At 29.1% G+C, this 26956-nt stretch carries 31 protein-coding genes; all 31 read right to left on the bottom strand.

The genetic code is table 11. The annotated features are described in order from the left end of the window. Nucleotides 1-23: 23 nt before the first annotated feature. Nucleotides 24-731 (bottom strand): 30S ribosomal protein S2, encoded by a 708-nt coding sequence (gene rpsB, locus AACH12_RS08485; RefSeq protein WP_338537363.1) that lies wholly within the window; start codon nucleotides 729-731, stop codon nucleotides 24-26. A gap of 158 nt (nucleotides 732-889) precedes the next feature. Further along, nucleotides 890-1531, bottom strand: coding sequence for a hypothetical protein (locus AACH12_RS08490; RefSeq protein ID WP_338534986.1), 642 nt, complete (start codon nucleotides 1529-1531; stop codon nucleotides 890-892). Nucleotides 1532-1554: 23 nt separating this feature from the next. Beyond that, complete coding sequence (locus tag AACH12_RS08495) at nucleotides 1555-1881, bottom strand: hypothetical protein (protein ID WP_338534987.1); 327 nt, start codon at nucleotides 1879-1881, stop codon at nucleotides 1555-1557. An 11-nt stretch (nucleotides 1882-1892) separates the two neighbouring features. Beyond that, on the bottom strand, nucleotides 1893-3293 hold the full coding sequence (locus tag AACH12_RS08500) for a DUF342 domain-containing protein (RefSeq protein ID WP_338534988.1): 1401 nt from the start codon (nucleotides 3291-3293) through the stop codon (nucleotides 1893-1895). A 21-nt stretch (nucleotides 3294-3314) separates the two neighbouring features. After that, a complete protein-coding gene (locus AACH12_RS08505) occupies nucleotides 3315-4043 on the bottom strand; it encodes a sigma-70 family RNA polymerase sigma factor (protein WP_338534989.1) in 729 nt (242 codons plus the stop codon). A 28-nt stretch (nucleotides 4044-4071) separates the two neighbouring features. Then, nucleotides 4072-4557 (bottom strand): chemotaxis protein CheD, encoded by a 486-nt coding sequence (locus tag AACH12_RS08510; protein WP_338534990.1) that lies wholly within the window; start codon nucleotides 4555-4557, stop codon nucleotides 4072-4074. Continuing rightward, nucleotides 4554-5171 (bottom strand): chemotaxis protein CheC, encoded by a 618-nt coding sequence (locus AACH12_RS08515; protein ID WP_338534991.1) that lies wholly within the window; start codon nucleotides 5169-5171, stop codon nucleotides 4554-4556. Before AACH12_RS08515 ends, AACH12_RS08510 begins: the two co-directional genes overlap by 4 nt. Nucleotides 5172-5188: 17 nt before the next feature. Further along, complete coding sequence (locus AACH12_RS08520) at nucleotides 5189-5626, bottom strand: chemotaxis protein CheW (protein ID WP_338534992.1); 438 nt, start codon at nucleotides 5624-5626, stop codon at nucleotides 5189-5191. Nucleotides 5627-5642: 16 nt separating this feature from the next. Then, entirely contained in the window at nucleotides 5643-7709 is a 2067-nt protein-coding gene (locus tag AACH12_RS08525; protein ID WP_338534993.1) for a chemotaxis protein CheA, read from the bottom strand. Between the two features lie 23 nt (nucleotides 7710-7732). Then, nucleotides 7733-8788: a protein-glutamate methylesterase/protein-glutamine glutaminase gene (locus AACH12_RS08530; RefSeq protein WP_338534994.1), complete on the bottom strand. Its 1056-nt coding sequence runs from the start codon at nucleotides 8786-8788 to the stop codon at nucleotides 7733-7735. Between the two features lie 5 nt (nucleotides 8789-8793). Beyond that, nucleotides 8794-9525: a flagellar brake protein gene (locus AACH12_RS08535; RefSeq protein WP_338534995.1), complete on the bottom strand. Its 732-nt coding sequence runs from the start codon at nucleotides 9523-9525 to the stop codon at nucleotides 8794-8796. 17 nt (nucleotides 9526-9542) lie between these two features. Next, nucleotides 9543-10409, bottom strand: a complete 867-nt coding sequence (locus AACH12_RS08540) for a MinD/ParA family protein (RefSeq protein WP_338534996.1) — start codon at nucleotides 10407-10409, stop codon at nucleotides 9543-9545. After that, nucleotides 10410-11624, bottom strand: coding sequence for a flagellar biosynthesis protein FlhF (gene flhF, locus AACH12_RS08545; protein WP_338534997.1), 1215 nt, complete (start codon nucleotides 11622-11624; stop codon nucleotides 10410-10412). After that, entirely contained in the window at nucleotides 11624-13648 is a 2025-nt protein-coding gene (gene flhA, locus AACH12_RS08550) for a flagellar biosynthesis protein FlhA (RefSeq protein WP_338534998.1), read from the bottom strand. Before flhA ends, flhF begins: the two co-directional genes overlap by 1 nt. Nucleotides 13649-13657: 9 nt before the next feature. Then, entirely contained in the window at nucleotides 13658-14764 is a 1107-nt protein-coding gene (gene flhB / locus AACH12_RS08555) for a flagellar biosynthesis protein FlhB (RefSeq protein WP_338534999.1), read from the bottom strand. Next, nucleotides 14754-15503 (bottom strand): flagellar biosynthetic protein FliR, encoded by a 750-nt coding sequence (fliR, locus tag AACH12_RS08560; protein WP_338535000.1) that lies wholly within the window; start codon nucleotides 15501-15503, stop codon nucleotides 14754-14756. Before fliR ends, flhB begins: the two co-directional genes overlap by 11 nt. Nucleotides 15504-15527: 24 nt before the next feature. Then, nucleotides 15528-15797 carry a flagellar biosynthesis protein FliQ gene (fliQ, locus tag AACH12_RS08565; RefSeq protein WP_338535001.1) on the bottom strand — a complete coding sequence of 90 codons (270 nt, stop codon included), beginning with the start codon at nucleotides 15795-15797 and terminating at the stop codon, nucleotides 15528-15530. A 12-nt stretch (nucleotides 15798-15809) separates the two neighbouring features. Further along, complete coding sequence (gene fliP, locus AACH12_RS08570; RefSeq protein ID WP_338535002.1) at nucleotides 15810-16580, bottom strand: flagellar type III secretion system pore protein FliP; 771 nt, start codon at nucleotides 16578-16580, stop codon at nucleotides 15810-15812. An 8-nt stretch (nucleotides 16581-16588) separates the two neighbouring features. Beyond that, the gene (locus AACH12_RS08575) at nucleotides 16589-16915 is read right to left on the bottom strand and encodes a flagellar biosynthetic protein FliO (protein ID WP_338535003.1); all 327 of its coding nucleotides are present in this window, start codon (nucleotides 16913-16915) and stop codon (nucleotides 16589-16591) included. A gap of 21 nt (nucleotides 16916-16936) precedes the next feature. Next, nucleotides 16937-17299: a response regulator gene (locus AACH12_RS08580; protein WP_338535004.1), complete on the bottom strand. Its 363-nt coding sequence runs from the start codon at nucleotides 17297-17299 to the stop codon at nucleotides 16937-16939. A gap of 20 nt (nucleotides 17300-17319) precedes the next feature. Further along, nucleotides 17320-18519 carry a flagellar motor switch phosphatase FliY gene (gene fliY, locus AACH12_RS08585; protein ID WP_338535005.1) on the bottom strand — a complete coding sequence of 400 codons (1200 nt, stop codon included), beginning with the start codon at nucleotides 18517-18519 and terminating at the stop codon, nucleotides 17320-17322. Next, entirely contained in the window at nucleotides 18512-19516 is a 1005-nt protein-coding gene (gene fliM, locus AACH12_RS08590; RefSeq protein WP_338535006.1) for a flagellar motor switch protein FliM, read from the bottom strand. Before fliM ends, fliY begins: the two co-directional genes overlap by 8 nt. Before the next feature lie 62 nt (nucleotides 19517-19578). Next, nucleotides 19579-19992 carry a flagellar basal body-associated FliL family protein gene (locus AACH12_RS08595; protein ID WP_338535007.1) on the bottom strand — a complete coding sequence of 138 codons (414 nt, stop codon included), beginning with the start codon at nucleotides 19990-19992 and terminating at the stop codon, nucleotides 19579-19581. Between the two features lie 12 nt (nucleotides 19993-20004). Then, nucleotides 20005-20751, bottom strand: a complete 747-nt coding sequence (locus AACH12_RS08600) for an OmpA/MotB family protein (protein ID WP_338535008.1) — start codon at nucleotides 20749-20751, stop codon at nucleotides 20005-20007. After that, a complete protein-coding gene (locus AACH12_RS08605; protein WP_338535009.1) occupies nucleotides 20744-21532 on the bottom strand; it encodes a motility protein A in 789 nt (262 codons plus the stop codon). Before AACH12_RS08605 ends, AACH12_RS08600 begins: the two co-directional genes overlap by 8 nt. A 25-nt stretch (nucleotides 21533-21557) precedes the next feature. After that, nucleotides 21558-21743, bottom strand: a complete 186-nt coding sequence (locus AACH12_RS08610; protein ID WP_338535010.1) for a flagellar FlbD family protein — start codon at nucleotides 21741-21743, stop codon at nucleotides 21558-21560. 15 nt (nucleotides 21744-21758) lie between these two features. After that, on the bottom strand, nucleotides 21759-22160 hold the full coding sequence (locus AACH12_RS08615) for a TIGR02530 family flagellar biosynthesis protein (protein WP_338535011.1): 402 nt from the start codon (nucleotides 22158-22160) through the stop codon (nucleotides 21759-21761). A gap of 102 nt (nucleotides 22161-22262) precedes the next feature. Then, nucleotides 22263-23645: a flagellar hook protein FlgE gene (locus AACH12_RS08620; protein ID WP_338535012.1), complete on the bottom strand. Its 1383-nt coding sequence runs from the start codon at nucleotides 23643-23645 to the stop codon at nucleotides 22263-22265. A 76-nt stretch (nucleotides 23646-23721) separates the two neighbouring features. Next, nucleotides 23722-24189, bottom strand: a complete 468-nt coding sequence (locus tag AACH12_RS08625; protein ID WP_338535013.1) for a flagellar hook capping FlgD N-terminal domain-containing protein — start codon at nucleotides 24187-24189, stop codon at nucleotides 23722-23724. Nucleotides 24190-24202: 13 nt separating this feature from the next. After that, nucleotides 24203-25702 (bottom strand): flagellar hook-length control protein FliK, encoded by a 1500-nt coding sequence (locus AACH12_RS08630; protein ID WP_338535014.1) that lies wholly within the window; start codon nucleotides 25700-25702, stop codon nucleotides 24203-24205. Between the two features lie 12 nt (nucleotides 25703-25714). Further along, nucleotides 25715-26950: a hypothetical protein gene (locus AACH12_RS08635; protein WP_338535015.1), complete on the bottom strand. Its 1236-nt coding sequence runs from the start codon at nucleotides 26948-26950 to the stop codon at nucleotides 25715-25717. Nucleotides 26951-26956 lie beyond the last annotated feature (6 nt).

The following is a 26956-nucleotide window of genomic DNA, read 5'->3' on the forward strand; positions in this document are numbered from 1 at the left end:
CTCCTAAATTGTTATATAATCAACTATTTGCTTTCTTTTGAGTCTTCTTGACCTTGTCTTCCTTCAATAATTGCATCCGCCATTTTACTTGCAATTAATTTAACTGCACGAATAGCATCATCATTTCCAGGAATTACATAATCAACTTCATCAGGATCACAGTTTGTATCTACAATAGCAACAACTGGAATACCAAGTACTCTAGCTTCATTAATAGCGATTTTTTCTTTTTTAGGGTCAACAATAAAAATTGCAGAAGGTGCACCAGGCATTTCCTTAATTCCACCTAAAAATCTTTGTAATTTTTCTTTTTTTAATTTTAATTTAATTACTTCTTTTTTAGGTAAAACATCAAAAGTTCCATCGTCTTCCATTTTTTCTAATTTGTATAATAAATCAATTCTTTTTTTAATTGTTTTAAAGTTTGTTAGCATTCCACCTAACCATCTTTGGTTTACAAAATACATTCCACATCTTTTTGCTTCTGCTTCAATAGCTTCTTGAGCTTGTTTTTTAGTACCAACAAAAAGAACGTTTCCACCTTCAAGTGAAACTTGTTTAATAAAATTATAAGCATTATCAGCTAACTTTACTGTTTGTTGTAAATCAATGATATATATACCATTTCTTTCAGTAAAGATATATTCTTTCATTTTGGGGTTCCATCTTCTTGTTTGATGTCCAAAGTGAACACCTGCTTCTAATAATTGTTTCATTGATATTGCTGCCATTAGCAAACACCTCCATAGTTTTTCCACCTTGTTATTCATTTTATAGAGGAACTTTATAAGCACTATCTCTATAATCCTAACAAGTGAGTAATATACGACCTTTAGTATTATACCAAATTACAAATAAAATTGCAATAAAAAATACACTATAAAGTGTACTATTTTTTACTTAAATTTAAAATTAATTGTAATTCACCTATACCAACGTCTAACTTTTTCGCTATCTGATTTAAAGAATATCCAGTCTGTCTTAACTCAATTACTTTACTTCTAATTATACTTTTCTCTTCGTAATTCAGATCATTTAATAATATTCTTTTTTTCGTATTTTTTGGTATTAGGATATGCTTTTCTAGGTCATAATCTTTTTCGTTAACCAATTCTTCTACTTCTTTTACTTCCGAATTCTCATATTCTATATTTTCCTTACTAATTCGTTTTACTTTGTTACCTTGAATTTCTTTCGATAAATTAGATTTTATTTTCTTTATATCACTATCGATAATTTTGTTTTGAAGTTCAATTTTCTCTAGTTTTTCTTCAAATAAATCTAATTGTTTTTCATGAATGCTATATTTTCCCTCAAGATCAGAAACAATATCATAAAAAGATCTATTTAATTCATTAATTGTATCTTCAACTTTTTCCAAATTTATTAATACATCTTTCGTATTAGAGTTATTAATAAAAGAATACTTCTTATTAATATCAAATTTCACTTTATTTAATTCTTTTTGAAACAAATAATATGAAACTATTATAATAACACTACCAACTATTATACTAATTATTCCTATCATAACAGCTCCTATTAACAAATTAACTATATTTTCATATCAAATTTATGATATGTTAAAGATTTTTTTGTTTCGACTTTATCAATTTCCGAACCACTTTTTTTCTTCTTTTTTTCCTTCTTCTTTTTTCCCTTTGATAATGAATCTTTAACATGCTTATCTTTTTTTATTTTTGAGTCTTCTTTTTTTTCGTTTTTTAATATTTTCTGTTGTTTACTTACGGCCTCTTTTTTTGATTGAGCTTGAGATTGTTGAAGAGCATTTGCATCTTTATTCACAACAGTTTCTCTAGAAGCTTTATTATCTTGCACTTTTGGCAAAGAAACTTGCATATCAATTGGTCTTAACGGCATATTCTCACCTCTTATATTGCAACTGCAACAATTTGACCCTTTTCTCTATATAATTCAACACCTTTTAATGTGTTTTTAACATTATAATTTGAATTACCAATTTTTATCATTGTACCAACATGAATAATCCCAGCTGCAACTTTTGCTCCTTGTAATTCATTAATAAATTCATTAATCTTAACAAATTTTTCTGAGAGCTCCATAAACTCCATATTTATTTGTTTTTTACTAAGCTTAGTCTTCTCAAGCATTAATTTTGTTTCTTCATTGTCCTTGTCAGATTTAAGTTGCCTAGTTAATAGATTAATAAGTTGCTCAAGTTTCTTTTTGCTTTCTTTGGTTTCTTTTAACATGTCTGTAATAGTTTGATATTCTTTGATAATTTCACTATCTATTCCTAAAGTTAATTTAGTTAATGTTCCCATATCTGAACCAATAGTTTTGGCTAAAATTTCTTTTCTCACATTCACTTCACCACCAACCAATAGTCCACTTTTACCTTTTAAATGTATAGAACCATCGCATACAATATTTGAATGCATAATTGATCCCGATTCAATATCGCCTCCAACTTTGCATGAGCAATTATTGATGAAATTACTTACTAAATCACCTTTGATATTAAGTTTAGCCAAATCGTTACCTTGAATACCTGAACTTATAAGTACGTTTCCTTTGCATATCACCTCAGCACTCTCAACTATCCCTCTAATTTCAAGATCATCATCACAATCTATAATATATCCACTTGTTAGGCTACCATTTACAATAACTTTACCACTAAACTTAATATTCCCTGTTTTAACGCCAACATCACCTTTTATCTCTAAAAGTTCAATAATAGTTATTTTATCACCATCAAAAACAATTGTACCATCTGCTGATGCAATTAGAGCCATGCTATCTTCAGAAAGTTCAACATTTTTTCCAAATTTAAAATTAATCATTTTTCCTGATTTAGCATTTATAACTTTGTTAGTAACCGTAGTTCCCTTAGAACCTTTTGTAGGTGGAATCATTTCTGCTAAAATTTGACCTTTTTTTATAGAAGTAATGAAACTCAAATCCTTAAAATCAACGTTTCCGTTTGGAAGTATTTTGGGCTTAATTTTTTTATCTTTTTTAATTTTATATATAATTTCACCGTCTTTTCCATTAATATGAGGTTTTCCAATAGCAATTTTAACATCACTCACTTCATGAGGATTTTGAACTATAAAATCAATTGCCTCTTCTTCAATTCCATAAGTTATATTTTTAGCGCTTAAGGCACTAATTATTTCTTCTCTTTTAATTGAAAATTCTTCATATTTAATAATTGTCAAAAACGCAGAATAATAATCACTAGAAAGTTTAATGATTATTTCATATTTTTTCTCATCATTTTTTAATGGAACTTTATTTTCATCCATAACTCCTCCAACTTAATCTCATTAATTACCTATAGTCTTTCTTAACTTAGCAATTATTTTTGTATGTAACTGAGAAATTCTTGACTCTGAAATTTTTAATATTTCTGCAATTTCTTTATAAGTAAGTTCAGAAAAATAATATAAATTCACAATAGTTCTTTCTCTCTCAGGTAAACCTTCAATTACATTATGAAGATTATCTACAGACTCATTATAAAGCAGTTTTTTTTCCGGTGAAAAATCAAGGTTATTAGATTTAACTCCAAAATTTGAATTTTCTTCAATTTTTTCATCTAATGAGGCAATTGAAAGAGTTGAAATTTCAGAAATAATATCGTAAAGTTCTTTTAAATCAACATTAAGTTCTTTTGCAATATCTTCATCGTTATAATTATTTCCAAATTGATTTTGCAATTTATTTATTGCTTCCTCAAAAACCCTGAATTTATGACGCGTACTTCTAGGAATCCAGTCTAACGACCGCATTTGATCAATAACTGCACCCCTAATTCTAATATTTGCATACGTCTCAAACTTAACATTTTTTGATAAGTCAAATTTTTCTATGGCATCAATAAGACCAATGATGCCATAGCTTACTATATCATCATATTCAACATGAGAATTATAATTTGTATACAATCTACCAGAAATTATTTTAACTAAATCAATATATTCAACGATTAACTCATCTTTATATTTTTTATCGCCTGTATTCTTATATGATTTCCATAATTTTTCTTTTTTCATAAGCATACTCCACATTCTTAAATATTTTCTATAGAACTTTTTCACCATGACCGATAGTTTTTATTAAAAGTCTACCATCTTCCGAATAAAATTCTATTGTTCTACCAAAGTTGCCACCTGTTTCATTAGCTTTTAATGGAATACTTAATGATTTCATAATTTCTTTTACTGCGATTGCATTTCTCGCTCCTATTTTCATAGTGTCATTACCACTAGAAAAAGCAAACATCTGTGCACCACCTGCAATTTTGCAAACCATACGCTTTGGGTCTGCACCAAGTTTTTTCATTTCTTTTATTAATTTCACCGTGCCAGTGTCGGCAAATTTTGCTTCATTCGAATTTTTTCTAATTGCTTTGCTCGAAGGAAGCATAATATGTGCAAGTCCTGTGACTTTTGTTACTGGATCATATAGACATATACCTATACATGATCCAAGACCAAGAGTAGTTAATGCATCAGGATATTTTACAACCTTTAAATCTGCCATACCAACTTTAATTATTTTACTCATAGACTCACACCCAAACTACTTAATAAAATATCGTAAGAATCTTCATCAGGAATTAAGAAAAAATATCCTTTTGTACTTTTTGATGCTTCGATTTCTAGAAATTCATTTTCAATAATTAATACCTTGTCACCCATAAGACCAAATTGAATTGCAGGCACACTAAGCACTGCTCCTGCCATATCAACAGCTAAGGAAGGAACTGAAATATTTATTTTTAAATTCGTTAAACTTGCAAGCGATGAAACATATGAACCTGAAAGTATATTCCCTATTTCCTTTAATGCCGACATAGTAAATTCATCTAGCTCTTTGACTTCTCTAGGCATTAGTAAATCAATAATCGAATATGCAGAATCCAAATCTAAAACAAACATAATAGAGCCATTTAAATCACCAGAAAGTTTAAAGAAAATACCTGCAACTTGCATTTCTTCTCCGCCAATCATCTCCGGAACTTCAGAAAATTCTAATATTTTTACTTTCGGAACCGTCATATCAACTTTTGTATTAACCATTTTTGCTAATGCAGTCGCAGCATTACCAGCACCAATATTTCCAATTTCTTTTAAAACATCAATTACCATTGAATTGATATCATCAAAATAATCACCCATAATTTAATCTCCTAGCTTTAATTTTCAACTTCTACTAAGCCGAGAATTTTTTTTAAATCTACTAACATTATAATTCTACCCTCGTTTTTGCCAATTTCCCTAACAAAGTCTAAATGAACATTTCCTCTAACTGGAGGTGCTGTGTCAATATCATCACTTTCAAGTCTTAAAACTTCACTTGAAGCATCAACAACCATTCCAATTTTGAGGTCATTTACACTTACTATAATTATTCTAGACTCATCATCAAATTCCTTTTTTTCTATTGAAAATCTTGCTCTCAAATCAACAACAGGTATAATATTACCACGCAAATTTACAACGCCTAATACATATTTTTCTGTGTAAGGAACTCTAGTTATAGGAATAATCTTTTCAATATTTTCGACATTATCAATATCTATACCATAATTTTCTTCATTTATTTTAAATAAAACATATTCTTTACTAGCCATTTACATCACCCCTTTATTAGAATAATTGATTTGGATCAACAATCAGTGCTACTCCACCATTACCTAAAATAGTTGCACCAGCAATAGATTTCGCGCCTTTATTTGAAGTATTAATATATTTACCTAATGATTTGATTACAATTTCTTGTTGCCCTATTAAGCTATCTACAACAAACCCTGCTTCTGATTCACCTTTTCTTACTATTACTACAATAAGTTCTTCTCTATTTTCTTCATTTTCTTTTTCAACATTTAATATCTCATCAAGTCTAAGAAGTGGTAAAGTATTATTTCTATACAAAACAACTTCCTGATTTTGTACCATGCTTATTGTAGAAGCATTAATTGTTGTGATTTCTTTTATATTATTTAGAGGAATTGCATATTTTTCTTTTGCAAGATTAACCATAAGTGCTTGAATTATTGCTAAAGTTAAAGGTAGTCTTATTGTAAATTTACTTCCCTTACCAAGAACTGTTTTGACTTCAACAGTACCATTTAGAAGTTCTATTTTAGATTTAACAACATCAAGACCTACCCCTCTTCCAGAAAGATCTGTAACAACTTCAGCAGTAGAAAGTCCTGGTAAAAATAATAGATTTACTAATTCTTTTTCAGACATATTTTCTACTTCAGCTTCAGTTAATAAACCTTTTGAAACAGCCTTACCCGCAACTTTTTCTGCGTCGATTCCATTTCCATCATCTTCAACTTCAATAACAACTGTATTTCCATCTGGATATGCCCTAAGTGCTACGATACCCATTTCTGGTTTGTTTTTAGCCACTCTTTCTTCAGGTGATTCAATACCATGGTCAATCGAATTTCTAATTAAATGAATAAGAGGATCTCCGATTTCATCAATTACAGTTCTATCAACTTCTGTTTCTTCGCCAGACATAACAAGTTTGATTCCTTTACCCAAATCCTTAGATAAATCTCTAACCATTCTTGGAAATCTATTAAATGTTCTCTCGACTGGTACCATCCTTACTTTCATAACAGCATCATGAAGGCTAGTTGTTATTCTTTCAAGATATTCAATAGCTTCATTCATATTCGCCTTTGACTCAATACTATCTTGATCTTCAAGTCTCGTTTTAATAATAATTAATTCACTTACTAAATTCATAAGATTATCAAGTCTATCAATATCAACTCTAACAGTTTTAGCTGTTTTAGGTTTAACTTTTTTATCAGTTTTTTTGTTAGCTTTTTTATTAGATTTTTTTGTTAGTTTTTCAACTGATTTTGTTTCATCAATTTTTTCTTCTTTAGGAATTTCTATTACAGTTTCAGTTGGTTCATCTTCAAGTTCAACAAAGGCTACTATTACATTTTCAATTTCAGAAATATTCATAAGCTCGTTCTTGATTGTTTTTTCATCTAGTTTCGTAATGTAAACAACTTCAAAGAATTTATCAAATTTTTCATCTTCTATTTCTTCAGCAATTGGATAAGACTCAATAACTTCACCAAATTGTTCTAAAGTGTTAAATACAATAAATGCTCTTGCAGCCCTAAGTAGGCAGCTATCCTCTACAACAACTTTAATTTTAAAAACGTTATTTCCTGTTCTGATTGCTTCTTTAATTACAGTTTTATGAGTTCCATCAAGTTCAATAACAAAACCCTCATTATCTATAGCCACTTTTTTTTCGCTAGTTTCTTCATTTTTTTCTTCTTCGAGGACTACGTCACCCTCAGTAGGTGCAACTTTATTTTTAACTAGATAACGTAATTTTGCAACAAGTTCAGAAGAATCAATATCTCCTTCCTCTCCAGTGTTTTCCAAATTCACAATATATCCATCCAATGTATCAAAACATTCAAATAAAACATCAATAATATAAGTAGTAACTTTTATTTCTGAATTTCTAACCAGATCAAGTACATTTTCCATTTCGTGCGTTATATCTGCTACTTTTGTAAAGCCCATAGTGCCGGACATACCTTTAATAGTATGTGCAATTCTAAAAATTTCTTTTAGGTGAACCAAGTTATTAGGTTCATCCTCGAGTTCAAGTAAAATACCGTTCATATGTTGCAAATGTTCTTTAGATTCTTCAATAAATATCTCCATATATTGACTCATATCCATAAAAACTACACCTCCATCGCATTAATAATTTCTTTTGCTATTCTATCTAAAGGAACTACCACATCTACAACTTTTCTCTCAATAGTCGATTTTGGCATCCCAAATACAACACAACTGTCTTCATCTTGTGCAATTATAAAACCTTTCTCTTTTTTAACTTTTTCTAAACCCTTAGCACCATCGGAACCCATTCCAGTCATGATCACGCCTATTACATTGTCTATTTTTAATTCTGCTATTGAATTCATCATAGCATCAACTGAAGGTCTATGTCCTGAAACCAATTCAGTTTGTTCTAAGCTAATAACAAAACCGCTTCTAGATTTCTTAAGCCTTAAATGCTTGTCTCCAGGTGCTAGATATGCTTTTCCCGTTTCTAAAACATCGCCATCTTCCGCTTCTTTCACTTCGAGTTCTGACATTGAGTTTAAACGATCAGCTAAAGATTTTGTAAAACCTTTAGGCATATGCTGAACTATTAGAACACTTGCATTTATATCCCCAGGTATATTAGGCACAACAGATTGAAGTGCTCTCGGTCCACCAGTTGAAGTACCAATTGCAATAATCTTCTCAATATTTTTACTTCCTCTAGCAAACGAAGATAAATTTTGAAGTTTTTCTTTATAAATCGGTTTATTATAAATAGAATTCTTGGTATATTTAATTTTTGATGCAACTTCAAGTTTTTCTAATAGTTCTTTTTTAGTATCTTCTGTGTTTACTTTAAAAATACTAGATGGTTTTGTTATAAAATCAATTGCACCTAGTTCTAAAGATTTAATAGTTGCATCTGCTCCCTTTTTAGTTATACTTGAAAGCATAATAATTGGTAAAGGATTTTCTTTCATAATAATTTTCAGTGCTGTTATACCGTCCATTTCAGGCATTTCAACATCCATAGTTACAATATCTGGCAAAAGGTTTTTGATTTTATCAATTGCATCCTTTCCATTTTTAGCGGTAGTAATAACTTCAAATTTATCAAATGAATTTACTAAATCTGATATAACTTTTCTCATAAACGCTGAGTCGTCAACTACTAAAACTTTTTTCTTCATATTTATCAGTCCTTTTTAACTAAATTCCTTTGTTTAGCAAATATATACCCAATTATCTTTGATCTAACACTTTCTTCCATATTTATAAATGAACAGCCTATATCATACGTATTATTATAATCTGGCAATACTTGCGCTCTTGTTACTATCGCAGAAAATTCAATTCTATAATTTTTTAATTTTATAATTCCTTTTATATTATCTCCAAGATTTAACTCTTCGTTTTTTATAATAAATCTTAAACCACCACCACTGATATCTCTTGAAGATACATTTACTTCTCTATCCGTTTCTTCCTCTATAATTATATCAGGGTTTCCCTTGTATTTTTCAATTAATTTTTCATTTATTTTTTTTTCATTTTCTTCAAGTTCGAATTTAATGATTACCTCTTCATAAAAAGGCACTCTATAGAATTTTCTTCGTTGAGATTTTTTTATTACACTAGTTGCTAAAATATGAATAACAGAAACTTTTTCCTCTTTGCTTCTTCCAATTACAAGAGCTTGAAATGAAAATATTCCCTTATCGTTTTTATTTATAATAACAAAAATTCTTTTTCCAAGATCTATTGGAAACAATCTTCCTTTATAAAGTGGTGCCGCAATAACCATTTCCTTAGAATTTTTAACTCCAGCAACTATTGATTTTAAAGATATAACATCTTTGTCTTTTTTAAGTATTTGTATTTCAACTAAGTCACCTTCTTGAAATACACTGTCTATAGTATCACTCAAATTAATCCTCCTAACCTCTAAAAGTTTTTGAACAATTTATTTATAAACTTATTAAAACCATTAACTGCAGGAACCAACTTGCTATTATTAACTAAATTATATGCAATAAGACCTATCCCCTTACTAGCAAGAGAATTTGGTGTATTTAAAATAAATGGTTTTTGTATAATGGAAGATTTTTTTACAGATGAATCCTCATAAATATATCCAATATTTTCTAGCGGTTTATTTAAAAACTTTAGAGAAGCTCTATTAATTTTCTCAAATACTTCTTGCCCTTCTTTATTTGAATCAACACGATTAACAACAACCTTCACGTTATTTTCATAATTAAAAATATTTTTGACTACAGCATATGCATCTGTAATAGAACTAGGATCTGGGGTTACAATTAAGATTACATCACTCGCTGATTTGATAAATGATAGAACCGAATCTCCAATTCCTGCACCAGTATCTATAAGTATATAATCAGATTCTTCATTCAATACCGAAAGAGATTTGATTAATTTTTCAATTTCTTCTTCCTTCAGATTAACTAAATCCCTTACTCCAGAACCACCACTAACTACTTTAATTCCTTCACTCGTAATTGTAACTATTTCTTGAATTTTTTTATCTCCCTTTATTACAGAAGATAATGTGTATTTGGGAACTATTCCCATTACAACATCAATATTTGCTAGTCCTAAATCCGCATCTATTATTGAAACTTTTTTTCCCATTTGACTTAAGGCAATTGCTAAATTAACTGTGAAATTAGTTTTACCAACTCCACCTTTTCCGCTAGTAATAGCAATTATATTAGAATCAAATTTCTCTTTATCAAGTTTTTTTATAGATGGTTTTGCAATGATTTCTCTAAGTTTTTGAGCTTGATCCATCTATTTTACCCCCATAAAAAATTCTTTAAGTCGTTTTGAAGATGCAATTTCAATATCATCGGGAACACTTTGACCAATGGTGAAATATGAAAGTTTTCCCTTATTTGTAAGTTTAACGTTAATTACATTTGCTAAAGAACTTGCTTCGTCAAGTTTTGTAAAAATAAATTTGTATTCGCCTATAAAATTATAAGAATTAATTATGCTAATAATATCTTTATACCCAGTTGTTAGGCTAATAACTAAAAATACTTCATAATTCTCTACTTTATTTAACAATGCCCTAACATCAGTTTTTAAATCACTACTTTTATGATTTCTACCAGCAGTATCTACCAAAATATAATCCATGTCGGAATATTTTTTTATAGCATCATCAATTTCATCTGGTTCATATACAACTGATAAAGGTATTCCCAAAATTTCGCTATACGTTCTAAGTTGTTCTACAGCTGCAATTCTATATGTATCTGCTGTAATAAAGGCAATCTTTTTATTATCTACTAAAGATAACCGTGCTGCTAGTTTAGCCAAAGTTGTTGTTTTTCCAACTCCTGTAGGACCAACAAAGAAAAATATTTTCTGAGCATCATCCTTTTCAATTGTATAAACTTCACCAATAATTTCATCAATAATATCATTAAAAATTTTATTAAAGTCATCTCTATTAATATCGCCTTTTTTTGTTAGTTCTTTAGCTCTATTGATTATATTTAAAGCGTTTTCCTTAGTTATATCTCTCTCAATTAATTCATCAATAATTATTTTCTCTTTGTTTTTTACTTTTTTTACTTCACTCTCTTTTTCTTCTTCAATTATATCCTCATTCATTGTATTTGCATTAGATATAAAGTCTTTAACTAAATTTTTAAGATCACTTATTTCTTTATTAATTTTTTCTATATCTTCATTTTCTTTTTTATTTTGATTATCTTCAAAATTCTTAGTAACACCTTTCGTTGAAGATTCTTTAATTTCCTTAACTTTCAAAATTGCTTTTTTTAATTCCTCATGATTTAAATTTTCTTTTTCTTTACTATTATCCACTTCATCTATAGCAGCAACGACTTCAAGTAAAGATTTTTTAAAAAAGCCAAATATTCCTGGCTTCTTGATTTTTCTACTACTAAGAATAATAGCATCTTTACCAAGTTCATTTTTTATTTTAATCATTGCTTCAGCCATATCTTTAACTATATATCTTTTTACGTTCATTAAACACCCACCATTCCAACTGATTGAATATCTACATCTGACTCTATTTCATTATAAGAAAGCACTATCAAATCTGGTATATACTGCTCAGTTAATTTTTTTATATAAAATCTTACAATAGGCGCAGTAATAATTATTGGTTGCTCTCCTAAAGACATAATTTTTTGTATTTCTATTGCTAAATTGTTTAAGAACGTTTGACTGGTAACTGGATCAATTGACAAATATGAACCAGTATCTGATTGTTCAATAGATTCCATAAATCTATTTTCTAGTTCTTGTTCTATTGTTACAACTTTTGCTCTCTTAGAAGGCATATACATATTAGAAAGTAAACGACTTAAAGATTGTCTTACATATTCGGTGAGTATATTTACATCTTTTGTAGTTGTAGCATAATCTGCAAGTGTTTCAAGAATTGTAACAAAATCTCTAATAGAAATTCCTTCTCTAAGCAAATTAGCTAGAACTTTTTGTATATCACCAATTGACATCAAGCCTGGAATTAGTTCATCAACTAAAACAGAATTATTTTCTTTTACGTTATCAATAAGGTTTTTAACTTCTTTTCTTCCAATTAGTTCATAAGAATATTTTTTAACTATTTCAGTTAGATGAGTTGATATTATAGAAGATGGATCTACTACTGTGTATCCAAAAATCTCGGCTTTTTCTCTTTCTTCAGATGTAATCCATTTTGCCTGAAGTCCAAAAGCTGGTTCAACTGTATCGATTCCATCAACTTCACCATCAACAGATCCTGGATTCATTGCCATAAAGTGATCAAACATAATTGTTCCACTTGCAAGCTCGTTACCTTTAATTTTAATAATATACTCATTTGATTCTAGCTGAATATTATCACGAAGCCTAATCATTGGTACAACGATTCCAAATTCTAAAGCAATTTGTCTTCTAATCATAACCAATCTATCAAATAAATCTCCACCTTGATTAGGGTCAACTAATGGAATAATACCATATCCAAATTCTAATTCAATTGGATCGACCTGTAGTAGTGGAATTATATTTTCTGGTTTTCTAAGATCTTCTGATTCGTCTTGCACCTCTTCTTCTTCTTGTTCCTCTTTTGTACTTTCTCCACTAAAAGCAAATCCTAAATATACAAAAACAACAGCTAACATATCAAATGGTACTATCGGTAGTGGAGTAAAAGTTCCAAGCATAAACAAAACTCCACCTAGTATAAACATAACTTTGGACTGCCTAAACAATTGGCTAATTACATCATCACCAAGATTATTGTCTGATGCAGCTCTTGTAACGACAATACCTGTAGCTGTTGATATCATTAAAGCAGGTATTTGACTTACTAATCCATCACCTACTGTTAATAAAGTGTATTTGGAAATTGCTTCAGTAAAAGCTAATTTATTTACAAGTATACCTATGGCAAAACCTGCTAAAATATTTATTATTGTGATAATAATACCCGCAATTGCATCACCTTTTACAAATTTACTAGCACCATCCATTGAACCATAAAAATCTGCTTCTCTTTGAATTTTAACTCTTCTTTCTTTAGCATCTGATTCAGATATAAGTCCAGAATTCAAATCGGCATCAATTGCCATTTGCTTTCCTGGCATTGCATCTAAAGTAAACCTTGCTGCAACTTCAGAAACCCTTTCAGAACCTTTTGTTATTACGAGAAATTGTATTAATACAATAATAATAAATATAATAAATCCAACAATCGCATTTCCTCCAACAACAAAATTACCAAATGCATTAATTATCTGTCCCGCTTGTCCTTTAGATAGAATATATCTTGTAGTAGAAATATTAAGAGCCAATCTAAATAGTGTTGTAATAAGGAGCATAGACGGAAAAACACTAAATTCAAGAGCTTCTGTATTAAACATTGCAAGAAGAAGTATCAAAAGTGCTAAGGCAATATTTATACTTAAAAAGAAGTCCAACATTGCTAGTGGCACTGGTATAATAATTAATAATATAATCGTCACTACTAATAGCGCAACTATTATGTCACCAAATTTCATTTAAACACCTTACTTTCTAAGACCATAAACATATGCAAGTACTTCTGCAACTGCTTCAAAATAGTCTGCTGGTAAACTTTCTCCAATTTCAACGTTTTTGTATAAACCTCTAGCTAAAGGTTTGTTTTCTACTATTGGTATATCAAATTCCTTTGCTTTTAATTTAATATTGTTTGCTATTAAATCTCTTCCCTTAGCAAGTATTCTAGGGGAAATATCTATATTTTGATCATAAAGAACTGCAATAGCGTAATGTGTAGGATTTGTAATTATAACATCAGCTTTAGGTACATCTTGCATCATTCTACTCATTGCCATTTGTCTTTGTTTTTCTTTAATTTTTGATTTTAATAATGGGTCACCTTCAGTTTGTTTATATTCTTCTTTAATTTCTTGCTTGCTCATCATAGTATCTTTTCTATCTTGCCATTTTTTATAAGCATAATCAAAAATTGCTATTGTAAAAAGTATAATACTACTTCTAATAACTACTCCATATGTGAGATCCCACATTATTGCAATCATATTAGGAATACTTAAATTTATAATATTTACAATAAGAAGTGAATTATTTTTTAAATAACTATAAGTAACTGCTAGTATAAGTGTTGCTTTAAATACTGATTTTGCGAGTTCTACAAGTGATCTAATTGAAAACAAGCGTTTAAAACCACTAATTGGGTTAATTTTATCTAGTTTAAATTTTAATGTTTCAACTGTAAATAGAAAACCAACCTGCATATAAGAAAGTAAGAGACCAGTTACGAGTGCAATCATAAGAAAAGGCATACTTACGTATAGTATTACTAGCAAAGTTTCTTTTAAAAGAGCCGAAAGCGAAACAACATTGTATAAATTCTCAGTAGAATCAATTAAATTATTTACTAAATAATAATAATCAGATATTCGTTTAATAACAAAACCTTTAAATATATTTATTCCAGTAAATATAAAAAGCAAATTTAAAGATACATTTATATCCTTACTTTGAACTACTTGGCCCTTTTTCCTCGTATCTCTCTTTTTTTTCTCAGTAGCTTGCTCAGTTTTTTCTTGAGAAAATAACTGTAAATCAAATATTAATTTTTCTTTATAATGCTCTTCTTTATGTTCCACTTATGTACTCCATTAGTCTACTTAGTTCACTAAACGACCAGTTAAACATATTTTTCATTACAACAAAATATGTTGGAATAACAACTAAAAGTATAATAAGACCAACTAATACTTTAAAAGGCATACCTATCATAAAAACGTTCATTCCAGGCATCGCTTTTGAGAGTATTCCAAGTATAATATTGGAAATTAAAATTGTGATAATAAAAGGCATTGCTATTTTAAAACCTAGTACAAATGATCCCGCAATAATTCCAATATAATCATCTATAATAAATTTAGAAAGAATAAGGTGTCCAATAGGTATTAATTTAAACGAATTAACAATTTGAATTATCAACACATGATGTGCATTTGTTACTAAAAAAATCAGCATCGACATGGTAAAATATAAATTTGCACTTACAGGTATTTGACCTTCATCTGTAGCACTAATTACACTAACCATTGAAAATCCAATATTTCGATCAACCATAATTCCTGCTATATATAGCGAATTTAATACTAATAGAACTACTGCTCCAAGTAGTAGTCCTATAACAAATTCTATAAAGATGTAATAACCAAAATCCAAAAATGTATTTATAATAACACCCTGTGCATTTACCACTGGTAAAATTACTAGAGACAAAAAAAATACAAACCACATTTTTGCAATTATTGGGATGTTTTTTGAATTAAATATTGGTACTAAAGTAAAAATACCAGAAATTCTTGTAAAAACTAAAAAAAAGATCATAATGTTGTCACTAAATATCATAAACTACACCACTAACGTTTCCATATAATTAAATATCATAAGCGTAAAATCAACTAAAGTCTTTAATATCCAAGGTCCAACAAACATAAGTGTCAAAAATATTGCCAATACTTTTGGTACGAATGCTAAAGTTTGCTCTTGTATTTGTGTTGTTGCTTGGAAAATTGCAATCATTAATCCAACAATAAGCGCAACTACTAACATAGGAGCTGAAAGCATCAAAATGGTTCTTATCGCTTTATTCAATATATCTATTACTATACTCTCATCCATTTAGATCACCAATTACCTTATTGTCAAAATAATTTTCTGTATTAATAAATTCCATCCATCTACCATTATAAAAAGTAATATTTTAAACGGCAATGAAATCATTACTGGAGGTAACATCATCATACCCAGCGCCATTAAAGTACTAGCAACAATCATATCAATCACAATAAAAGGAATAAATAATAAAAATCCTATTTCGAAACCGGTTTTAATCTCACTAATCATAAATGCAGGTATAAGCGCCACCATTGATACATCACTGTAATCTTTAATATTTTTTACCCCAGCAATATCAACAAAAAGTGCTAAATCTTTTGCTCTAACTTGCCTAAGCATATAAGCTTTTAAAGGTACACTTGCTTTTTCAATAGCAACTTGTTGAGTAATTTCACCATTATTTAATGGTATATAAGCATCATTGTATATTGCTGTAAACGTTGGTGTCATAACAAAAAAAGTTATAAAAAGTGCAAGTGTAATTATAACTTGATTTGGTGGAGTCGATTGAAGTGATAAAGCTCTTCTCAAAAAAGAAAAAATAATTATTATTCTTGTAAAAGAAGTCATCATTATTAAAATAGATGGTGCCAATGTTAAAATTGTTAATAATAGCATTATTTGTACTGTCGAAACTGGCTGATCACTTCCATTAAAAGATATATCAATATTAGGAACCTTAATATTATCTTCTGCAATTGCAAAACTTGAAAAAACAAAAACACTCAATATAATAAACAATATTATTAGTATTATTTTTTTATTTCTCTTAAATATATTTTTCATAATTTATCCTAATTTTCTTTTTCTAATTTTTTTTCATAATTATCAATTAATTTAAAGCCGTTTTTATCAAAAAACATAAAATATGTTTTACTACGCACTTCAACTAAAACTAATGATTTATCAAATCCTAAATTTGTCTTTTCGATTATTTTAATTTCTTTGTATGCCATTTTTTTTCCGGCATATTTTCCTATATATTTTGTAGTAAAATAAACTATGATTAAAAACACTATAATAAAAATTATATTTAATAACAAAGAGAAATTACTAGCTTTTGATTCTATTATAATTAAGCTTAAATTCTTAATATAGGAAAAGGAAAAGTTCAATAACATTATAAACTTCTCCTTTCTTAGTTAACCTAATACTTTCTTTACAGCTTCAATTACTCTATCAGCTTGAAACGGTTTAACAATAAAATCACGAGCTCCAGCTTGAATGGCTTCAATTACCATCGCTTGCTGTCCCATTGCCGAACACATTACAACTTTCGCATTAGGGTCAGATGCTTTAATTTCTTTTACCGCTTGAATTCCATCCACCTCAGGCATTGTTATATCCATAATAACAAGATCTGGTTTTAATTCTTTATATTTTTCTATCGCCTTTTGGCCATTTTCAGCTTCACCTAAAACTTCATACCCATTTTTAGTTAAAACATCTCTAATCATCATCCTCATAAAAGCTGCATCATCAACTACTAATATACCGTTTGCCATTTTAAATCCTCCCTTAAGAATTATATACTTTTCATTCTTTTTTCTGGTACTACTATATCTGTAATTCTAATTCCATAATTTTCATCAACTACTACAACTTCACCCTTTGCAATATTTTTACCATTCGCAAGTATATCTAGCGGCTCCCCTACCAATTTATTAAGTTCAATTACTGTTCCAACACCAAAATCTAAAATCTCTGAAATCTGTTTAGAAGTCCTACCTAATTCTACTGTTATATCAAGTGGAATATCTTTTAATAGTTCTATATCACTAGCATAAGCAATAGTATTGGCATTTGTATCGAAATTTTCATATTGAAGTGGTTGAGCATTGATTGGTGTCTTTACTTGAGGCTGTTCTACGTAATTAAAATTACCTTGTGGTGGCTGTTGCTGATACTGTGGCTGCGGTTGATACTGAGGCTGCGGCTGATACTGCGGTTGTGCTTGTGGCATAGAATTTGGCACTGCACCACCCATAAGTGGCTCACTATTTATACTAGCATCATTCGTAGCTATTTCAGGTTCATTTGCCTGTTCATTATCATCAATACCCCCACTTAGCAGATCTGAAACCATTTTTTTTGCAACATCAATAGGAATTAATTGCATAATTTCACTATCTATTAAATCTCCTACTTTTAAATCAAAGGCAACTTTTACAATAGCATCACTTATATCAATACCTAAATCTTCAAACTTAATATTAGTAATACTGTCATAAATTGCTTCTGGAGGGTCAATATCAATTTTAGAATTTAACATCTCTGATAATGAAGTTGAAGAAGATCCCACCATTTGATTCATAGCCTCGTTTATTGCACTAAGATGCAAATCTGTAAGTTCTTCAGGTAATTCTTCACCCGTACCACCCATCATTAGGTCTGTAATTATTTTAACGTCATTTTCACCTAAAATCAATAGATTTAATCCTTCAATACCAAATTTATATTTTATTGATATCATAACTAAAGGATTAACAAAATCATTTTGCATTTCTTTTAATGTAGTTTCAGTGACTCTAGGTGTTGTTATAGTAACTTTTTGATTTAGAAGAGTGAACAATGTAGTCGCTGCAGTTCCCATACTAATGTTCCCAATTTCACCGAGTGCATCTTTTTCTTCTGCGGTAAGGTTTTCAACTTCGCTACTAACTTCATCTTCACTAGTTCCATTAAGAAGCGCATCTATTTCTTCTTGCGACAACATATCAGCCATTACTTTCATCTCCTTCCTCTAAGTTTTCTGTTATTCTAGCAGCTATTTTACTATTTTTCTTTCCTGGCTTTGCTTTAAATTTTCTATCATTTTCAATATAAATTTCAAAATCTTCATTTACATTCTTATCTAATACAATAACATCTCCAACTGATAATGTCAGCATTTCAAGTACAGATATATTTGTTCTTCCTGCAACAACTTTTATGTTTACAGATGTTTTTTCAACATTCATACTTAAACTTTCTTTTTGAATTTCAGTTGTAGGCTTTTTCGATGAATTAGAAAACCATAATTTCGAACTCAAATTAGGTAGTATAGGTTCAATTACAAAATGAGGAATAGCAATATTTATCATTCCTTCAGTTTCACCAATCTTTAGACTAAAGGTTACAAGTGCAATTGATTCACTCGGAGAAACAATCTGTGCAAATTGAGAATTTGTTTCAATAGTTTCTAATTTTGGTCTAAGCTCAATTATGTTACTCCATGGTTCTTTTAGTAAATTTATAAATTTCATAAGTACATTTCTCATAAGAGTTAATTCAATCTCAGTAAGAGATCTTGATTCTTTTTCTGAAGTTATAGAACCATCGCTACCAAGAACCCTTTCTATCATCGAAAAAGCAAGTTCTGACGACACCTCTATTATTATTTGACCTTCTAGTGGAGAAAAATTTACAATTCCTAATATCGCAGGATTTGGAATTGAATTACTAAATTCATTATATATCAAACTCTGTACACTTAATACTTGTATTTCAACAACTGTTCTAAGATAACCAGATAAAAAGTTATTTAGTAGCCTTGAAAAATTTTCATGTATAATTTCTAGGGTACGTAATTGATCTTTTGCAAATTTATCAGGTCTACTAAAATCATACTTTCTAACTTTTTTCTCATTTGATTCATCTTCAATTTCTTTTACATCCACTTCGCCTGTACTTAAAGCAGAAAGCAAATCATCAATTTCATTTTGTGATAATACATCAGACAATTACACCACCACCTTTTTGCTGTAAGTTCATTTTCTTTAGTCACAATAAGTATATTTTTAATCTATCCTTGAACTATAAATTGAACGAAATACACATTTGTTATATTATCTGAGTCAGATTGTAGAATTTCTATAACTCTATCTTGTATTTCACTACTTATCCTTTCTTGCCCATTTGATTTCATAATATCTTCATATGATTTTGTTCTAAAAAGTTCTAAAATCGAACTTAGAATTTTTGTTTTGTTTTTTGTTAGTTCAACTTCTAGTGTAGCATCTGTATACTCAATTGAGCATTGAAATTTAAGAATTTTCTTTTCATCTTTAATATTTGTATATTGTTCTCCTAAATCATACTCTAAGTATGTAATTGGTTTGGGTGCGTCTGATTTATTAAATACGAACACAAACAACACGACTGCAACAATTATTACTACGACTAAAGCAATACCGCCTATTAACAACATTTTTTTCATATAATTACTCCTTTAATTATTTGGAACTGCTTCTGTTTCAAAAAGTTTATTAAGAACTACAACATCCACTCTTCTATTTCTCGCTCTACCTTTTCTTGTGGTATTTTCTGCTATCGGATGATATTCACTGAATCCACTAGCAGCAAGCCTAACTGGATCAATATGAGAATTATCAATAAAAAATTTAGCAACGTTAGTTGCTCTACTTGTTGAGAGCTCCCAATTTGATGGATATTTAAATGTTTTTATTGGTACATTATCTGTATGACCTTCAATTCTTATTGATCTAGTTGAAAATTTTTCATCATTTAATAGTTGACCTAAGAACTTAAGTGTATCTATAGAACTTTTTTTTAATTCAGCTTTACCTGAATCAAATAGAGCATTATCAGGAAATCTAATAACTAAACCTCTTGATGTAAGTTCAACTTTAATATCTAGCTTTGAATCATTTTTTTCAATATAATCGTTTATTATTTCTTTAAGTATTTGTAAATTATCAGTTGTTTGAGTCGTCTGAGAAACTTGGTCTTCAGGCATAGCGTCAAAGACAAGCTGAGCTTCAGTAACAGACTTACCACCAGATAATACTCCAGCAGATCCCTGGAAAGACTGCATAACAGCATCAAATTTTTGTGCATCAATTTCTGAGAAAGCAAAAAGCAATACAAAAAAGCACATAAGTAGCGTTACTAGGTCACCATAGGTCGCCATATATTCCGGAACGATTTGTTTGCATTCAGGGCATTTTTTATCCATTGTTTTCCTCAGCCTCCTGAGTTCCTATACTTTTTCTCATTTTTGGAGGTAAAAAAGCTTTTAGTTTTTCTTCAATTATTCTAGGATTTTCTCCTGCTTGGATAGAAAGTAAACCTTCTATCATTACTTGTTTAACAAGCATTTCATTTTTACTTTTATAGTCGAGTTTTGTAGCAATAGGATTAAAAATCAAGTTAGCAAATAACGAGCCATAAAATGTAGTTAAAAGAGCAACTGCCATAGCCGGTCCAATTGCACTAGGATCACTTAGATTTTGAAGCATTGCAACAAGTCCAATTAATGTTCCAACCATACCAAACGCTGGAAATAGAGAACCCATATTTTCGAACATGCCTTTATTAGTTCCATGACGATCCTCTATATTAGCAACCTCAGTTTCCAATATATTTTTTACTAATTCAGGATCAGTTCCGTCAACAATTAGCATAACACCTTTTTGAAGAAAATCGTCTTTTATTTCACTTACAGCTTCTTCAAGTGCAAGCAGTCCTTCACGTCTAGCAACATTTGCAAGTTCAATTACTTTCTCAATTATTTTACCAACTTCAAACGGAGCATTTTGAAAAGATTTTGACCCAACTGAACCAAAAGTTAATACTTGTGGTAGAGGATATGATACAAACAATGCTGCAAAAGCTCCTCCAATTACAATAATTACTGAACCAACGTCAATAAATGCACCAATGTTACTACCTTGTAATATACCCCAAACAATTAAAACAAAACCTAAAATTAGACCACCAATAGTTGCTATATCCACTTCTCCACCTCATTTTTTCCATTTTCTACAATGAAAATATCTTCTTTTTATATTTTACTATTTTTTCTATTATTTCGTCAACTTCTTCTGAAACAACCATTTTTTTGCCAGTAGTTAAACTTATAACAGTATCAGGAGTAGCTTCAAGAAATTCAATCAAATCAGAATTTAAAATAAATACTTTTCCATTTAATCTTGTTAAAGCAATCATATATTCCTCCTAATTTTAAACTATTACCGCACCATCAATATTTGTAAACACATTATCTTTAATCTCATTCTCCGTTGATGCTGTAACTATTGTTTTATTTTTTACATTCGCAATAAATATTTTGTTATCCATAAGTATAAGGGCGTCGTTTATTCCTTTTGATTTTGCTTTACTCACAGCAGAATTAAGTTTTTTTATATCATTTTCTGATAAACTAATATTTCTGCTTCTAAGCCTACTTGTAGCATGTTTTGAGAATTTAACATTTGAATTTTCTTCAATTTTTTTTAATACATCATTAAATGATGTACTGCTAGAAGTGTTACTTCTAATAGTATTACTTCTACTATTAGTATCATTTATCCTTTTTTTAATTGCAATGTAATCATTATTATTTATATTCAATTTATTATTCATTGCCTCACCTCTTTTAAAAATTAATTAAGTAATTGATTAATTTTCATTACCCTCATTAATAATGAGGGTAATGAAATACAAAATCATTTTATATTATTTTAATTATCTTTTAAGATTAACAAGTTCCTGAAGCATTTCATCAGAAGTTGTTATTATTTTAGAGTTTGCTTGAAATCCTCTTTGAGTTGTAATCATATTTGTAAATTCTGCTGCTAAATCAACATTTGACATTTCAAGTGCACCTGGTGTAATTGCTCCATATCCGCCAGCAGACGGAGAACCAAATTTTGGAGTACCAGAGTTTGGTGAATCTAAGAATAAATTACTTCCAACTTTCATAAGTCCAGTAGGATTATCAAAATTAGCAAGACCAATTGTAGAAAGCGTTTTTCTTTCCCCATTTGTAAAGACAGCTACTATTTCGCCAGTAGATGAAATACTAAAAGAATTAATGCTTCCTGCGCTATTTCCATCAGTAGGTTGAGCTTTTAAATCTGTTGTTTGTGAATACTGAGAAAACACTCTATTTTTTGTTAAATCACCATTTTCATAAAAAATAGATTTATCGATTGGAATAGTAATATCAGCAGCTCCTGAAATTCCCAAAACTAAATTTCCTGAAATTCCTTCTGTAACAGTTGCAGCAGTTATAGCAGCTGGTGTTGAAAGTGTAACGAAATCACAAACATCCCCATTTTCATTAAACATAGCATAAAGTTCGTTATTTGGTGCTGCTGCTGTAGGATCTGGAACAGTTGTTGTTCCATCTGAAAATGAAACTTTTCTAAAAGAATAATTGCTTGTTCTTCCTGTATCGTCTACTCCATTTGCGTCCGAATCTACAAATCTAGGGTCACTTGGTCTCATAGGTAGTTTACCACTTGATGAAAGGGGTGCACCTTCAAATTTAACCGTTACAGAGTGTGTATCTCCAAGACTATCATATACATCAAATGTAGTTGTATAATCAGTATCATTAAAATTAAGATTTCCTTTCAATATCATATCTGAAGAAGCAGTAGCCGCTTTAGTTTCAGATTGATTTATTTGAACCGATTTTTGATCTGTATCTAATACTTTAAATCCATTAGGAGCAACTAAATATCCGTCTTTATCTACACTAAAATTACCTGCTCTTGTATAAAATTTATTTTGTCCATTAGCATCATTTGATAAGACAAAAAATCCATTTCCATCAACCATAAGATCTGTTGCATTATCAGTTCTTTGTGTTGAACCTTTTGAATGATTCACGTTTATTGATCCAACAGCCATACCGAGTCCAATTTGTTGTGGATTTGTACCACCTTTTCCACCTTGTGGAGAACCAGCACCTTTAACAGTTTGACTAAAAACTTCAGAAAATTGAACATTAGAAGATTTAAAACCAACTGTGTTAACATTTGCAATATTATTACCAATTACGTCCATTCTAACTTGATGTGCTCTAAGTCCAGACACACCAGAGAAAAGTGATCTCATCATAATTGTAACCTCCATTCGTATAATTAGTGTTCTATCAATCAGTCAAGAACATAAGCTTCCCGAAGGTCCAGCTTTTCTAATTAGTAGTATTTTCATTAATTCCATATGCTTCAAAAGCTTTATTTAACTTTATCAACTCATTTAGTATATTTTCATTCGTGTTATTAAGATTCGTCTGTGAAGTTAACATATCTGAATTAGTAGTATTTTTACTCAAATTTGAAACTAAACCACTAATGTTTTCATTTAATAATTTAACTTCAGCTACCAAAGAATCAGTTTTTGATAAATTCTTGTCTGAAATATCAACAAGTTGATTAGTAGATTCTAAAGCGCTAAATTGAGCCATTTGACCCATAAATTCATTATCTTTCATTGGACTAAGAGGATCTTGTGTAGATAACTGAGTAGTAAGAATTTTTAAAAACGCATCTTTATCTAATGTTTGATTTTTAACTTTTCTTTTATTCAATACATCGTTTTTAATTTGATCTAATACTGTTTTATTATCATTCGTTAGTACTCCCGAAATACCTTGAGCCATATCTTCATCTCCTTTATCTTAAAGTATTAATTGTAGAGTATTCGTTATTTAGAGTTTTATTATCTTCTAAAATATCAAGTATATCTAAAAACTCTTCATTTTTTTGTTTTTTACTTGTTCCATTTTCATTTCCATCTTGAGAATTATGCTTATCCTGCTGATTTACAGATACGTCGAGTCCTGCTAGATCATACCCTTTATCCTGTAAAGAATTTCTAAGATCAATTAAATTTGACTCTAAAACTTGTTTAACTGAATTATTTTCAACATTAAATTCAGCTTCAACAATCCCTTTGTTAATTACAAGTTTAAGTGACACTTTACCAAGATTATTTGGCTTTAATTTAAGAACCATTTCAGAACCTGTTTCAGATAATTTGATGCTATTTTTTGTAAAATTAGTAATTTGCTTCATGACATTACTTTCAAAATTTTTAGTACTAACCGGATTATTTAATTTTGCACTTCTAATTAAAGTATTTTCATTTTTAGAAATCTCAATATTTTTTCCTACAGAAATCTCAGTTTTAGTTTTAACACCCTCAGTATCAATTTTTGAAACTGTTTTTGCAGCTGACTTTCTTCCTGTTTTAGAATTTTTTTTAATATTATTTTCTAGCTTACTTGAATTTACTTTTGTATTTTTATCTGTTTTATTAACTTCAACATCCTTACTTGTTATTTTCATTTCATCTGTGGGTTTAATTTCTTTTGTAACTTTTATATCCTTGCTTCCTTCATCAGAAAGTTTATTTAATTTTTCTTTCAAACTTTCAATTTTTCCTATAAGCTTTTCAATCTTTTCTTTAGTTCCTTTTGTTTCATTTGTTTCTTTTGTTTCTTTTGTTTCTTTTGAATTTATATTTTTATCAATTTTTTCTATTGATTTTGTATCATTTTTTGAAACTTTATCAATAGTTGGGACTTTTGTTTTATTATCGGTTTTTTTATCTAATTTTAAAACACTATCAATGTTTTTTTCAGTTAAATCAATAATATTTTCTAAGTTTTTTATGAAGTTATTTGTATCACTAACATTCAGTGTTTCTAATTGTTTAATTAACGATTCAAAATTATTAACATCATTATTGTCTAAATTTTCAACATCAATATTATCAATAAAATCTAAAATTGAATTGATATCCTGTTCCGAGATATCACCTTTTTTACTTAATGATTTTAGTTTTTTTAGAGCTTTATTAACTTCTTTTTTCAGCTTATCGATTTTTTCACTAATATCATTTTTTTTATTCAAATTACTTTCAACCTTTTTACTCAATTTAGGTTTTTTATCAATATTTTTTTGAGAACTATTAATTCTTTTTTCTTTGAGACCTATCGATTTGTCCTCAACCGTTTTCATTTTATTACTCTTGTTTCTAGTTAAACTTTTATTACTATAAGCTTTTTTTTCTAGTACTGATTTAAAACCTTTATCCACAGATTTGTTAAAGGACGTATCAAAGTGTTTAACTTTAGCTACACTAACCACACTAAGCACATCGTTTGTCATCAATACACCTCCTTAATTTGGTAAAGTCATTTTTCTAGATAAATCAGAAGCAAGATTATTATCTAATAAAGAAAGTATCTCGCTAATTTTTTTATTAGAAAAACTCTTTAATAATGATAATGCAATATCTTCATCCGTTAATACTATTTTTTCTCCATTATCAAGAGTATATTCAGTTGGCCTAGCACTATTTCTCACCATATTTTTAATAAGCAGTGCAACTTTGTCGCTTGTCATCTGATTATATACATCTGATAATTCTTTAGTATTATCGTCAAAACTCTTGTAAATCTTTAATGATTTTAAAATATCTTTAGTTACAGTATCTTTTCCATTTTCAAGTACTTGATTTTCTTTTATACTGTTTATTAAATTAAATGTAAAAGTATCATCACTTATTTTTGATAGAATTTTTCCAGCCTTAATTGGTCCGAGTTCATTATACAAAACCGAAAGCTCATCTATAGTATATGTTTTTGTATTACCAATAGTATCAATCAATTTATTTACATCTTCTGTACTATATATATCGGCAATATTTTTTAAATTTTCTCTTCTATTTTTATCATTAGCAATCGCTTTTTTAATTTCAACATTTTTTTCAAATGGAATGTATTCAAAAGTTTTGTCAAAATCTTCTTTATTCATGAATTTTAACAGAGTTGAAGCTTTTTCAGAATCCATAACATTTACAATTGCTGCAAGATCTTTATATCCATTTATAGAACTTTTTATAATATTCTTCATTTCATCTATTGCAGTTGAAACTGAAATAGATGTTAGATAATCAGCTTTCTTCTTTAATTCGTCAGAAGTTTCTGTATTTATTTGATCTATTGTATTAGCAATAACGTCTTTTTTCATTGTACTATCACGAACTCCTTCTAGTACTATTTCTGTTCTATTAGGATTTGTTCTAAGCATTGATTTTATAACTGAATTGTAGACAGCAGTATCATCACTTTTTAGCACAAGGAGTTTATCAATAGCTCTTGTAGTTTCAATAGTAAGCATATAATCTGATATTTTTTTTATTTTCATAGTATTTTCTTGGGGTGTTGGAAAACTATCAAAGTAATTTCCCACCGGACCAGGCACATTTGAAAGTATGTCATTTGCCTGAGTTTTAAATGACTGGTTTAAAAAATATACTCCAGTAATCACACCGCCCGGTAATATAAAAAAAACTAACAATAAAACTAATACCACTTTAAATGATCCACCTTTTTTCTTGTTTTCTTCAGTCATTTCATC

Source organism: Helicovermis profundi, assembly GCF_033097505.1.
Taxonomy (GTDB): Bacteria; Bacillota; Clostridia; order Peptostreptococcales; family Acidaminobacteraceae; genus Helicovermis; species Helicovermis profundi.

Excerpts from the sequence above, each read along its gene's own strand:
- AACH12_RS08635 (WP_338535015.1), bottom strand. The coding sequence starts at position 26,950 with ATGACTGAAGAAAACAAGAAAAAAGGTGGATCATTTAAAGTGGTATTA.
- AACH12_RS08515 (WP_338534991.1), bottom strand. The coding sequence starts at position 5,171 with ATGGGTGATTATTTTGATGATATCAATTCAATGGTAATTGATGTTTTA.
- fliQ (WP_338535001.1), bottom strand. The coding sequence starts at position 15,797 with ATGGATGAGAGTATAGTAATAGATATATTGAATAAAGCGATAAGAACC.
- AACH12_RS08500 (WP_338534988.1), bottom strand. The coding sequence starts at position 3,293 with ATGGATGAAAATAAAGTTCCATTAAAAAATGATGAGAAAAAATATGAA.
- fliR (WP_338535000.1), bottom strand. The coding sequence starts at position 15,503 with ATGATCTTTTTTTTAGTTTTTACAAGAATTTCTGGTATTTTTACTTTA.
- fliP (WP_338535002.1), bottom strand. The coding sequence starts at position 16,580 with ATGAAAAATATATTTAAGAGAAATAAAAAAATAATACTAATAATATTG.
- fliY (WP_338535005.1), bottom strand. The coding sequence starts at position 18,519 with ATGGCTGATATGTTGTCGCAAGAAGAAATAGATGCGCTTCTTAATGGA.
- AACH12_RS08505 (WP_338534989.1), bottom strand. The coding sequence starts at position 4,043 with ATGAAAAAAGAAAAATTATGGAAATCATATAAGAATACAGGCGATAAA.
- AACH12_RS08520 (WP_338534992.1), bottom strand. The coding sequence starts at position 5,626 with ATGGCTAGTAAAGAATATGTTTTATTTAAAATAAATGAAGAAAATTAT.
- AACH12_RS08620 (WP_338535012.1), bottom strand. The coding sequence starts at position 23,645 with ATGATGAGATCACTTTTCTCTGGTGTGTCTGGACTTAGAGCACATCAA.
- AACH12_RS08610 (WP_338535010.1), bottom strand. The coding sequence starts at position 21,743 with ATGATTGCTTTAACAAGATTAAATGGAAAAGTATTTATTTTAAATTCT.
- rpsB (WP_338537363.1), bottom strand. The coding sequence starts at position 731 with ATGGCAGCAATATCAATGAAACAATTATTAGAAGCAGGTGTTCACTTT.
- flhF (WP_338534997.1), bottom strand. The coding sequence starts at position 11,624 with ATGAACGTAAAAAGATATATAGTTAAAGATATGGCTGAAGCAATGATT.
- AACH12_RS08540 (WP_338534996.1), bottom strand. The coding sequence starts at position 10,409 with ATGGATCAAGCTCAAAAACTTAGAGAAATCATTGCAAAACCATCTATA.
- AACH12_RS08625 (WP_338535013.1), bottom strand. The coding sequence starts at position 24,189 with ATGGCTCAAGGTATTTCGGGAGTACTAACGAATGATAATAAAACAGTA.
- AACH12_RS08530 (WP_338534994.1), bottom strand. The coding sequence starts at position 8,788 with ATGAAGAAAAAAGTTTTAGTAGTTGACGACTCAGCGTTTATGAGAAAA.
- AACH12_RS08600 (WP_338535008.1), bottom strand. The coding sequence starts at position 20,751 with ATGGATAAAAAATGCCCTGAATGCAAACAAATCGTTCCGGAATATATG.
- AACH12_RS08495 (WP_338534987.1), bottom strand. The coding sequence starts at position 1,881 with ATGCCGTTAAGACCAATTGATATGCAAGTTTCTTTGCCAAAAGTGCAA.
- AACH12_RS08575 (WP_338535003.1), bottom strand. The coding sequence starts at position 16,915 with ATGTTATTGAACTTTTCCTTTTCCTATATTAAGAATTTAAGCTTAATT.
- AACH12_RS08630 (WP_338535014.1), bottom strand. The coding sequence starts at position 25,702 with ATGACAAACGATGTGCTTAGTGTGGTTAGTGTAGCTAAAGTTAAACAC.
- flhA (WP_338534998.1), bottom strand. The coding sequence starts at position 13,648 with ATGAAATTTGGTGACATAATAGTTGCGCTATTAGTAGTGACGATTATA.
- AACH12_RS08615 (WP_338535011.1), bottom strand. The coding sequence starts at position 22,160 with ATGAATAATAAATTGAATATAAATAATAATGATTACATTGCAATTAAA.
- AACH12_RS08595 (WP_338535007.1), bottom strand. The coding sequence starts at position 19,992 with ATGAAAAAAATGTTGTTAATAGGCGGTATTGCTTTAGTCGTAGTAATA.
- AACH12_RS08580 (WP_338535004.1), bottom strand. The coding sequence starts at position 17,299 with ATGGCAAACGGTATATTAGTAGTTGATGATGCAGCTTTTATGAGGATG.
- AACH12_RS08510 (WP_338534990.1), bottom strand. The coding sequence starts at position 4,557 with ATGAGTAAAATAATTAAAGTTGGTATGGCAGATTTAAAGGTTGTAAAA.
- AACH12_RS08490 (WP_338534986.1), bottom strand. The coding sequence starts at position 1,531 with ATGATAGGAATAATTAGTATAATAGTTGGTAGTGTTATTATAATAGTT.
- AACH12_RS08525 (WP_338534993.1), bottom strand. The coding sequence starts at position 7,709 with ATGGAGATATTTATTGAAGAATCTAAAGAACATTTGCAACATATGAAC.